The 10,455-nt window shown below is 40.1% G+C and carries 9 protein-coding genes; all 9 read left to right on the top strand.

Annotated features, from left to right (window positions below):
* Positions 1-430 precede the first annotated feature (430 nt).
* The gene (gene tsaE, locus H5122_RS19045; RefSeq protein WP_182671476.1) at positions 431-898 is read left to right on the top strand and encodes a tRNA (adenosine(37)-N6)-threonylcarbamoyltransferase complex ATPase subunit type 1 TsaE; all 468 of its coding nucleotides are present in this window, start codon (positions 431-433) and stop codon (positions 896-898) included.
* A 27-nt stretch (positions 899-925) separates the two neighbouring features.
* The gene (locus tag H5122_RS19040; protein ID WP_182675614.1) at positions 926-2,266 is read left to right on the top strand and encodes an N-acetylmuramoyl-L-alanine amidase; all 1,341 of its coding nucleotides are present in this window, start codon (positions 926-928) and stop codon (positions 2,264-2,266) included.
* 36 nt (positions 2,267-2,302) lie between these two features.
* Positions 2,303-4,150, top strand: coding sequence for a DNA mismatch repair endonuclease MutL (mutL, locus tag H5122_RS19035; protein WP_182682959.1), 1,848 nt, complete (start codon positions 2,303-2,305; stop codon positions 4,148-4,150).
* Positions 4,151-4,160: 10 nt separating this feature from the next.
* Entirely contained in the window at positions 4,161-5,078 is a 918-nt protein-coding gene (miaA, locus tag H5122_RS19030; RefSeq protein WP_002957884.1) for a tRNA (adenosine(37)-N6)-dimethylallyltransferase MiaA, read from the top strand.
* Between the two features lie 78 nt (positions 5,079-5,156).
* Positions 5,157-5,420, top strand: a complete 264-nt coding sequence (gene hfq, locus H5122_RS19025; protein WP_007586402.1) for an RNA chaperone Hfq — start codon at positions 5,157-5,159, stop codon at positions 5,418-5,420.
* 15 nt (positions 5,421-5,435) lie between these two features.
* Complete coding sequence (gene hflX / locus H5122_RS19020; RefSeq protein ID WP_182675616.1) at positions 5,436-6,725, top strand: ribosome rescue GTPase HflX; 1,290 nt, start codon at positions 5,436-5,438, stop codon at positions 6,723-6,725.
* A 100-nt stretch (positions 6,726-6,825) separates the two neighbouring features.
* The gene (gene hflK / locus H5122_RS19015) at positions 6,826-7,995 is read left to right on the top strand and encodes an FtsH protease activity modulator HflK (RefSeq protein ID WP_002957881.1); all 1,170 of its coding nucleotides are present in this window, start codon (positions 6,826-6,828) and stop codon (positions 7,993-7,995) included.
* Between the two features lie 5 nt (positions 7,996-8,000).
* The gene (gene hflC, locus H5122_RS19010; protein WP_002957880.1) at positions 8,001-8,879 is read left to right on the top strand and encodes a protease modulator HflC; all 879 of its coding nucleotides are present in this window, start codon (positions 8,001-8,003) and stop codon (positions 8,877-8,879) included.
* A 214-nt stretch (positions 8,880-9,093) separates the two neighbouring features.
* Positions 9,094-10,407 (top strand): adenylosuccinate synthase, encoded by a 1,314-nt coding sequence (locus tag H5122_RS19005; RefSeq protein ID WP_182682960.1) that lies wholly within the window; start codon positions 9,094-9,096, stop codon positions 10,405-10,407.
* Positions 10,408-10,455 lie beyond the last annotated feature (48 nt).

Genomic DNA, 10,455 nt, shown 5'->3' with positions numbered 1-10,455 from the left:
CTATGAAAACTATGAAAACTATGAAAACTATGAAAACTATGAAAACTAAATACGTTAAGTTAGTTGGTATTATCTTTTTATCAGAAATACAAAAGCATGCAGGGTAGTTATTCTGGTTTGTGTCATCAACTCCGTTGTTGCCATATATTTTTTGTATCAGAACTAGTGGTTGAATCACAAAAGTTTGATTATAAGCTTACATATCTCAGTAACTTTAATACTGGCTATAGGCATCTCAGCCGTTGTGTTACTTTTCTCTTACTTTATTTCAATGTTACAGTTTTAAGGTATCGAAAATAGATATTCAAATATAACTTTAATCATTCGCTTGTCTGGTTTTTTTATGTCTAAAACCTCAATTTATCGCCTTAAATGAATATTCTGGTATGATTAGCAAATATGCGCTTTTGAATGAATTTTTGAGGTAATAATGACGCGTAGTTTTGAATTTCATTTAACTGATGAGATTGCCACGGTTGCAATGGGTAATCGCGTTGCTGATATTATAGATCAAGGTGCGGTTATTTATTTACATGGTGATTTAGGTGCTGGTAAAACAACGTTTACACGAGGTGTAGTGCAAGGCTTTGGCCATACAGGTAAGGTTAAAAGCCCGACCTATACACTAGTAGAACCTTATGAGCTTGAGCGTGCAAATGTTTATCATTTTGACTTATACCGCTTAGGTGATCCTGAAGAACTCGAATACATGGGAATACGCGATTATTTCTCAGCAGACGCAATTTGTGTTGTTGAATGGCCTGAAAAGGGTGGTGAATTTATTCCTGTGCCTGATTTAGATATTACTCTAAGCTATGTGGGTAACGAACGTAAAATTGTTATAAATAGTGCGAGTGAGCGCGGTATAGCAATTGTCGAAAAACTAAATAATCAATAATAATATAGTTAAGGCAGTAATTATCCAATGAGCCGAGGTGTAGTTAAACTTTTTATTTATCTTATGGTTATCACCATAAGCTTGCCGCTATGGGCTAAAAACACAATCAATAGTGTGCGTGTATGGCCGTCTCCAGATAGTACGCGCGTGGTATTTGATTTAAATGATAAGCCCGACTTTAGCTATTTCATGCTTAAAAACCCTAGCCGCCTAGTGATTGATTTAGAAAATACTAGCGAGTTAAAAACATTGCCAGGTGTGCCCCCGAAACATCAAATAGTAAGCAAATTACGTTACTCAAAACCTAAAAATAAACAAAGCGTACGTTTAGTATTTGAATTAAGTGCGCCAATAAAGCCAGTGGTATTTGCCCTCGCACCTACAGGCCCTTATAAAAATAGACTCGTTGTTGATTTATACAATAAAAGCCAAGCTACTACAGTTTCTCCCGCTCAAACAGCCGCTAAAAACCGTCAACTAAGCCAAGAGCGCGACATTGTTATTGCGATTGATGCGGGGCATGGCGGCGAAGACCCTGGTTCAATTGGGCCATCAGGCACCTACGAAAAAACAGTTACACTGCAAATTGCGAAGCGTTTAGAGCGCATGATTGATGGCGAACGTGGCATGATTTCGCGCATGGTACGAAGCGGTGACTATTTTGTAAAATTAAATACCCGTACTAATCGGGCCCGTGAAAAAAAGGCAGATTTTTTTGTTTCTATTCATGCTGATGCATTTACAAGCCCTGGGCCAAATGGTGCCTCTGTGTGGGTTTTATCATTAAGACGTGCTAATTCAGAAATAGGTAAATGGATAGAAGATAAAGAAAAACACTCCGAGCTTTTAGGTGGCGCTGCTGATGTAATGAAAGATGCCGCCAATGAAAAATATCTAGCACAAGCGTTGCTTGATATGTCGATGGACCACTCAATGAAAACTGGCTTAAATGTAGCTGACGAAGTGGTTAAAGAGCTTCGTAAGGTTGCCAAACTGCATAAAAAAGATCCCCAGCATGCGAGCCTTGCAGTACTAAAATCACCAGATATTCCATCTATTTTGGTAGAAACAGGGTTTATATCTAACCCGCGAGAAGAAAAGCTACTTAAAAGTCCTAATCATCAAGAGCGTTTAGCTAAAGCTATATTTACTTCAATTAAAAATTATTATTTGAAAAATCCGCCGGATGATTCTTTATTTGCTAAATTAAAGTCGCAATATCCAACAAAGCATAAAGTACGCCCCGGTGAATCTTTAAGTATGTTAGCGAGTCGCTATGGCGTTACAGTCAATAAATTAAAACAAGTTAATAAGCTTAGTTCTAATACCTTATTTATTGGGCAAGAGCTCGATATACCTCAAAGTTAGTCATTATTATTAGCGCAATGTTTGCTAGGAAGTCTCATGAATATTGAAATATTACCCGCGCGTTTAGCCAACCAAATTGCCGCAGGCGAAGTGGTTGAGCGCCCAGCGTCGGTAGTAAAAGAGCTTGTTGAAAATAGCTTAGATGCTGGCGCAACGCGTATTCAAATTGATATTGAGCGCGGCGGCCACAAACTTATTCGTATTCGTGATAATGGCGCAGGGATAAGTAAAGATGAGCTAACGCTCGCACTTTCTCGCCACGCGACAAGTAAATTAAAATCACTTGATGACCTTGAAAACATTTGCTCACTTGGCTTTAGAGGGGAAGCACTTGCGTCAATTAGTTCTGTGTCGCGTTTAACGCTGAGCTCAAAACCAAAAGAGCAAGAAGCAGCTTGGCAAGCTTTTGCAGAAGGCCGCGACATGGCCGTTCAAGTAAAACCTGTAGCGCATCCCGATGGCACAACCATTGAAGTAAAAGATTTATTTTTTAACACTCCAGCACGTCGTAAATTTTTACGCACCGAAAAAACTGAATTTAGCCATATTGATGAGTTGATAAAGCGTATTGCGCTTAGTCGCTTTGATGTCTCTATTACACTAACTCACAACGAAAAAGTAGTAAGGCAGTATCGTGCCAAAACTGATCCCTCTCAGGCTATAACACGCGTAGCACAAGTTGCAGGTAAGGCCTTTGCCGAGCAAGGTTTGCATATTCAATCAGGAGAAGGCGGTTTACAGTTGCATGGTTGGGTGCTGCCTGTCGGCTCAGCTAATACGACTCAGTACACTTATGTGAATAATCGCATGATGCGCGATAAGCTTATTTTGCATGCGATACGCCAAGCGTTTGAAGAGGTAAGCGGGACGCAAGAGCTACCAGGGTTTGTTATTTATATTGATATTGACCCACGACAGGTTGATGTAAATGTTCACCCTGCTAAGCATGAAGTGCGTTTTCATCAAGGGCGATTAATTCATGATTTTATATTGCAAGCTATTAAGCAGGTAGTCGTGCCATTGCAAGGCGAATTCACTAACGAATCAGCGAGCATAGAAGCAGAATTCACGCCAGCGTTCATTGAGTCAACGCATAGCAGTGCTAATAATATAGAAAGCGAAGGAGTGTTTGATTACCCTAAATCGCAATTACAGCCCTCTTACTCTGGAAGTGCTGGTAGCTCAAGTTCGTCCTCAGGTACTAGAAGTGTTAGCGGAGCATACCGTGCTGCACCAAGTACGAGCCATCATGACGTAAATGCGTTTTATCAAGGAGTGAGTGAGCAACACGCCGCGCATTTTGATAATGCAGCCAATATATCTGCTGCACAACACCAATCAGTATCTGTTGATAATGTCTTAAAAGCTGTTTCTATTATAAGTGTTAGTAAAGGAGTGTGTGTCTTTAGTGAAGAGCAGCAATTGTATTGCTCACATTTTAAATATGCATTAGTTGATGATTGGCATAATCAAATTAAAGAGTTCGGAAGTTTAGAAGGGAAAGCCCTTTTGTTACCAGTGCGAGTAAACTTAGAAAAAGAAGATTGCTTACTTATAGAATCCCAGCAATCGTGGTTTACCTTACTTGGTTTTGAACTTGTAATAGAAACACAATTTGTAATGGTTAAAAAATTGCCAGCGTGTTTATATTTACTTGACGTAAGTGCAGCGGTAGGTGAGCTACTTGATGCGTGTAAAGCAAAACTTGAAAATATAGAAAATTGGTTAGAATGGCAAATGAAATGCGTGCCGACCCGATTTTATTTAAGCAATGTATTTTTAGCGCAACAAATGCGCTTACAAAATAATCCACAAACTATTGAACGCTTGCGTAAAAAAGCAGTTAAAATAGAGCTAAATCACTATTTAACGCAATTAGATTAAGGTATCAGTGTTGAGTAATTTACCAGTTATATTTTTAATGGGTCCAACTGCAGCAGGTAAAACAGCATTGGCAATCTCGCTGTGCGAGCATTTAAATACAGAAATAATCAGCGTAGATTCAGCGCTAGTGTATAAAGGTATGGACATTGGTACAGCAAAACCTGATGCCGAAGAGTTAGCCAAAGCTCCGCATCATTTAATTGATCTACTTGACCCGAGTGAAACGTATTCAGTTGCAGATTTTAGGCGCGATGCAGTGCAAAAAATTGACGAATTTCACAGACAAGGTAAAGTGCCTGTATTGGTTGGAGGTACAATGCTGTACTTCAAATCTTTAATTGATGGTTTATCGCCATTACCTGAAGCAGATACAGAGATAAGAGCAGAGTTAGAAGCGCAAGCTAAAGAATTTGGCTGGCCTCATTTATATAAAGAATTAGTTAAAGTTGACCCAAAAGCAGCCGAAAAAATAAGTGAAAATGATTCACAAAGAATTAATCGGGCTTTAGAGGTTTACAGGTTAACTGGTAAGACCATGACTGAGTTGCAAATGCAAAAACAGCCGGCTTTACCTTATACTTTTCATCAATTTGCGATTGCACCGCAAGAACGCAGTGAATTACACCGCCGAATTGAAGAAAGGTTTAAAATAATGATTGATCAGGGGTTTGAAAATGAAGTTTCGACCCTATATCTACGTAAGGATTTACACCCCAATATGCCTTCTATTCGTTGTGTTGGTTATAGACAAATGTGGGATTACCTTGCGGGTGAAACAAACCATGATGAAATGGTTTTTCGTGGCATCGCAGCAACACGTCAGCTGGCAAAACGGCAGTTAACGTGGCTTCGTAGTTGGCCTGATGTTACTTGGTTAACAACAGGCGACGAAGAAAACTTGCATCGTGTAGTAAGTTCGCTAAGCTAGTAGTAGTTGAATATTGTTTTTTATCAAATAAGTTCAGCCACTTAATTATAATAACACCTAGAACGAAGGAACAATAACATGGCAAAAGGCCAATCGTTACAAGACCCATTTTTGAATGCACTACGACGTGAGCGCATTCCAGTATCAATCTTTTTGGTAAATGGCATAAAATTACAAGGCAAAATTCAGTCATTTGACCAATTTGTTATTTTACTAGAGAACACCGTAAATCAAATGGTTTATAAGCATGCAATTTCTACAGTTGTCCCTGCTCGCGCAGTTAACTTCCAAGCAGTTCAAGGGAGTGAAGACACTGAAGAACCAGAAGCTGGTAACTTTTAATTAGGAGCATAATGTTTGTTTGACCGCTATGAATCCGGCGAACAGGCAATTTTAGTTCATATCGACTTACCTAAAGAAGGGGATCGTGAAGATCTTCATGAATTAGAAATGTTGGTATCTTCTGCTGGTGTTAGTAGTTTGGCGGTTGTGCAAGGCAGCCGTCAAGCACCACATCCGAAACTATTCGTCGGTACCGGTAAAGCAGAAGAAATAGCTGAGATTGTCAAAATCCACAATGCAGATGTCGTAATTTTTAATCATCAACTCAGGCCATCACAAGAGCGTAATTTAGAGCGCGTTTGTCAATGTCGTGTGCTTGATAGAACGACACTAATTCTTGATATTTTTGCCCAACGCGCACGTACCCACGAGGGTAAGCTGCAAGTTGAATTGGCTCAACTTCGCCATATGTCGACTCGATTAATTCGAGGCTGGACTCACCTTGAACGTCAAAAAGGGGGGATTGGTTTACGTGGTCCTGGTGAAACTCAACTTGAAACTGACAGAAGATTACTTCGTGCCCGTATTCAAAATATTCGTGCACGTTTAGCTAAAGTTGCAGTGCAACGTGAACAAGGTAGGCGAGCTCGTACTCGCAACGAAATACCTACAGTTTCATTAGTTGGTTATACCAATGCGGGTAAATCTACGTTATTTAATCGAATTACAAATTCAGATGTATACGCGGCCGATCAGTTGTTTGCCACGCTTGACCCGACTCTACGTAAGCTTGAGTTAGGTGATGTTGGCCCTGTTATCTTAGCTGATACAGTGGGCTTTATTCGTCACCTACCACATGACTTAGTTGCTGCTTTTAAAGCAACGCTTACTGAGACTCGCGAAGCTGATTTGCAGTTACACGTAATTGATGCAGCAGACTCACGTCTGCAAGAAAATATTGAACAAGTACAATCGGTGCTTAAAGAAATTGAGGCCGATGAAGTACCACAGCTATTAATTTATAATAAAATTGATGCGCTGGATAACGTAAGCCCACGTATTGATCGAGACGACGAAGGCCAACCTATAAGAGTATGGCTTAGCGCTCAGACTGGTAAAGGGTGTGAATTACTTAGCGAGGCTATCAGTGAGCTACTAGCTAAGAAGATGTTTAACGAAACATTATTCCTTACGCCATTGTATGGTCGCTTAAGAGCAGCATTGTTCAGTTTAAATGCAGTGCATGAAGAGCAATTTGATGAGCAAGGTAATTGGCTGTTAGATGTTAGAATGCCAATGGTTGAGTGGAATCGTTTAATTAAAGAATTTGGTCCTGAAATTGCTGGTTTTATCAACCGTAATTAAAAATTGACGTTTTAATGTCGGTTTTTGTATGAGAAACGCGGTAGATTTGTTAGATTTAACACAATTTCCTAATTTATTTAGATAACAATGGAGTATAGCTATGGCCTGGAATGAACCGGGTAATAATGGCAATGACAAAGATCCGTGGAATAATAAAGGCGGACGTGATCAAGGCCCACCTGATTTAGACGAGGTGTTCCGCAAGTTTAGTAACAAGTTCAGCGGCTTATTTGGCGGGAAAAAATCCGGCAATGGTAGCGGCGGTGGACTTGGCGGAGCCGGTATTTCATTCATACTTATTATCGCCGTTATTGTATGGGCGTTAAGTGGTATTTATACGGTTAAAGAAGCCGAGCGTGGTGTGGTTCTTCAATTTGGTAAATATGACCGAATTGCTGATCCTGGTTTGCGTTGGAAAATGACTTTCATCGAAACGGTAATCCCAGTAGATATTGAAGCAGTTCGTTCATTATCGGCTTCTGGTTTTATGCTTACTGAAGACGAAAACGTAGTGAGCGTAGAGTTTCAGGTGCAATATCGTGTTATTGACCCATACCTTTATGAATTTAGCGTAACTAACGCTGATAGTAGCTTAGAAGAAGCGCTAGACAGTGCTCTGCGTTATGTTGTGGGCCATGCAAAAATGGACCAAGTATTAACTAATGGCCGTGAGGTTGTTCGTCAAAATACATGGGATGAGCTTAATAAGATTATCGAACCATATAACTTAGGTTTAATTGTTACTGACGTGAACTTTAAAGACTCTCGTCCACCAACTGAAGTTAAAGATGCATTTGATGATGCAATTGCTGCACAAGAAGATGAAGAACGTTTCATCCGTGAAGCAGAAGCATATGCTCGTGAAATTGAACCGCGTGCTCGTGGTCAAGTAACGCGTATGACTCAAGAAGCGGAAGGTTATCAAGAGCGCATTACATTAGAAGCACAAGGTGAGGTAGCTCGCTTTGAAAAGCTTTTACCTGAATATCAAGCAGCTAAAGAAGTTACTCGTGAGCGCTTATACATTGATGCAATGGAAGAAGTGTTAGGGAGTAGTTCTAAAATATTGGTTGATGTTAAAGGCGGCAATAACATGATGTATTTACCTCTTGATAAAATCATGGACAAGCAAGGAACCGCAACACGAGTTGCACTTCCAAGTTCAAGTGATATTCAAGACTTACGTAATAAAGTTAATACGTCGCGCAATAGCTCTGTTAATAGTGGCAATGACCGCTTTAACAACGACCGCTTCAATGATGGGAGATAATCATAATGAAAAACTTTAGTTTAGTAATACTATTAGCTGCCATTGTTATGTCTTTCTCATCGGTATTTGTTGTACCTGAAGGGCAAAAAGCAATTGTAATGTTATTTAGTAAAGTACAAAAAGATAGTGACGATAAAGCGATTGTATATGGCCCAGGCCTACAATTTAAAGTACCATTTTTTAGCCAAGTACGTCGTATTGATGCACGCATTCAAACGCTAGATGGTGCGCCAGATCGCTTTGTTACTAGCGAGAAAAAAGACTTAATTGTTGATTCGTTTGTAAAATGGCGAGTTAATGACTTTAGTGCTTTTTACTTACGTGCTCGTGGCGATAAGCAATATGCTGAAACGCTACTTAAGCAAAAAGTAAACAATGGTCTTCGTACAAACTTTGGTACACGTACAATTCGCGAAATTGTATCAGGTGAGCGTAGCGAGTTGATGGAAGAAGCGTTAGTACAGGCTTCTGAAAGTGCACGTGAGCTAGGTATTGAAGTACTAGACGTACGTGTTAAGCAAATCAACCTACCACAAGAAGTGAGTAGCTCTATTTACCAACGTATGCGCGCTGAGCGTACTGCGGTTGCAAAAGAGCATCGCTCTGAAGGTCAGGAAAAAGCAGAGACTATTCGTGCGGGAGTTGACCGTCGAGTAACTGTAATGCTTGCTGATGCTGAGCGTAATGCACGTTCTGTACGTGGTCAAGGCGATGCTGATGCTGCAGGCATTTATGCTAATGCGTACAACAAAGACCCTGAGTTCTTTAGTTTTGTACGTTCGCTGGAAGCTTACAAAAAGACTTTTAAAGATAAGCAAGATGTTATGGTGCTTTCACCAGATAGCGACTTCTTCCAATATATGAAAGGCGCTAAAGCTCAATAGACTTTACGTTAATTATTTAAAAGTTAAAAAGCCTCGCATTTGCGGGGCTTTTTGTTAAATACAAACTAGTGCGTTAAATCACTGTTATTTATGTGGTTATTGGTCAATATTTGGATATAACAATTGCCCGCAGAAAAAATAAGCTGAACAGGGGTGATCTTTACTTTAGTTTTCTGGTAAAATCTTGTCCTAATTTTCTCTAAGTGAATTTACGATGGGTAAAAACGTTGTTGTATTAGGCACCCAATGGGGTGACGAAGGAAAGGGTAAGGTAGTTGATCTCCTTACAGACAAAGCATCTTTAGTAGTTCGTTATCAAGGTGGCCACAATGCGGGTCATACTTTAGTTATCGAAGGTGAAAAGACGGTTCTACACCTTATTCCATCGGGTGTATTACGTGACAATGTTAAATGTGTGATTGGTAATGGTGTAGTTTTATCACCAGAAGCGCTAATGAGAGAAATTGGCATGCTTGAAGAGCGCGGCGTACCAGTACGCGAGCGTCTTTTAATAAGTGAAGCATGTCCGCTAATCTTGCCTTTCCATGTTGCATTAGATGTAGCCCGCGAAACAGCTCGTGGCGATAAGCCTATTGGTACAACTGGCCGTGGAATCGGTCCTGCGTACGAAGATAAAGTAGCTCGTCGTGGTTTACGCGTAGGCGATTTATTTAATCCTGAAATATTTGCAGCTAAATTAAAAGAAGTGCTTGAGTACCACAACTTCACTTTAGTTAACTACTACAAAGTAGATGCTGTAGATTTCCAAAAAACGTTTGATGATGCAATGGCTGTTGCTGATATCTTAAAAGCAATGGTTGTAGATGTAACTGAGCTTTTAGATCAAACGCGTTTAGCAGGCGAAAACATTTTATTTGAAGGTGCACAAGGTACGTTACTTGATATAGATCACGGTACTTACCCTTATGTAACATCTTCAAACACTACCGCTGGTGGCGTTGCGACTGGTGCAGGTTTTGGTCCATTAAACCTTGATTACGTTTTAGGTATTATTAAAGCGTACACGACACGTGTTGGTTCAGGTCCTTTCCCTACAGAGCTTTACGACGGTCTTGATAAACAAGATCCAGTTGGTAAGCACCTAGGTGATAAAGGCCATGAGTTTGGCGCTACAACAGGTCGACTTCGTCGTACTGGTTGGTTAGATGCAGTGGCTATGCGCCGTGCAGTTCAAATCAATAGTATTTCAGGTTTTTGTTTAACTAAGCTTGATGTTTTAGATGGCTTAGAAACACTTAAAATCTGTACTGGTTACAAGCTTGAAGATGGCACAGTTACTAACGTAACACCATTAGCGGCTGAAGGTTACGATAAAGTAACACCAGTATACGAAGAGATGCCAGGTTGGTCAGAAAACACTGTTGGTGTAACTAGTCTTGACGGTTTACCAAAAGCTGCGATTGACTACATCAAACGTATTGAAGAAATTACGGGTGTTCCAATTGATATTATTTCTACAGGTCCTGACCGTGTAGAAACTATGGTGCTTCGCAATCCGTTTGCGTAATTACCATTAGATTAAAAAAAGCTGCTTCGTGCAGCTTTTTTTGTGTCT

The sequence above is a fragment of the Pseudoalteromonas sp. SG43-8 genome (assembly GCF_014164245.1).
Lineage (GTDB): Bacteria > Pseudomonadota > Gammaproteobacteria > Enterobacterales > Alteromonadaceae > Pseudoalteromonas > Pseudoalteromonas distincta.
Note: the sequence above shows the minus strand (reverse complement) of the source record. Positions and strands in the feature narration are given on the sequence as shown.